This window comes from Mesorhizobium sp. (genome assembly GCF_005063415.1).
Taxonomy (GTDB): domain Bacteria; phylum Pseudomonadota; class Alphaproteobacteria; order Rhizobiales; family Rhizobiaceae; genus Mesorhizobium.
Map to the genome: position 1 here is coordinate 1 of NZ_SUEG01000451.1, position 212 is coordinate 212.

At 61.8% G+C, this 212-nt stretch carries 1 protein-coding gene; it reads right to left on the reverse strand.

From position 1 onward, the window contains the following. On the reverse strand, positions 1–212 hold a 212-nt coding region (locus E5W70_RS33015), incomplete at both ends, for a transposase (RefSeq protein ID WP_292665553.1).

Consider the following 212-nt stretch of genomic DNA (forward strand, 5'->3'; position numbering starts at 1 on the left):
CCTTTCCGCCGCTCGAGTTTTGCGAAGGTGTCAGCCCGAGCCAGGCGGCAAACTCCGAGCGGAACTGACCCGGATCAGCAACCGAGGCCGCCAACGCTGTGGCACCGATCGGGCCAATGCCAGGTATGGTCGATAGACGCCGTGCCACTTCATTCGTTCTTTGTTGGGCAAGGATCGACCGGTCAATGGTCTGGAGCCGGGCATGGGTGTTG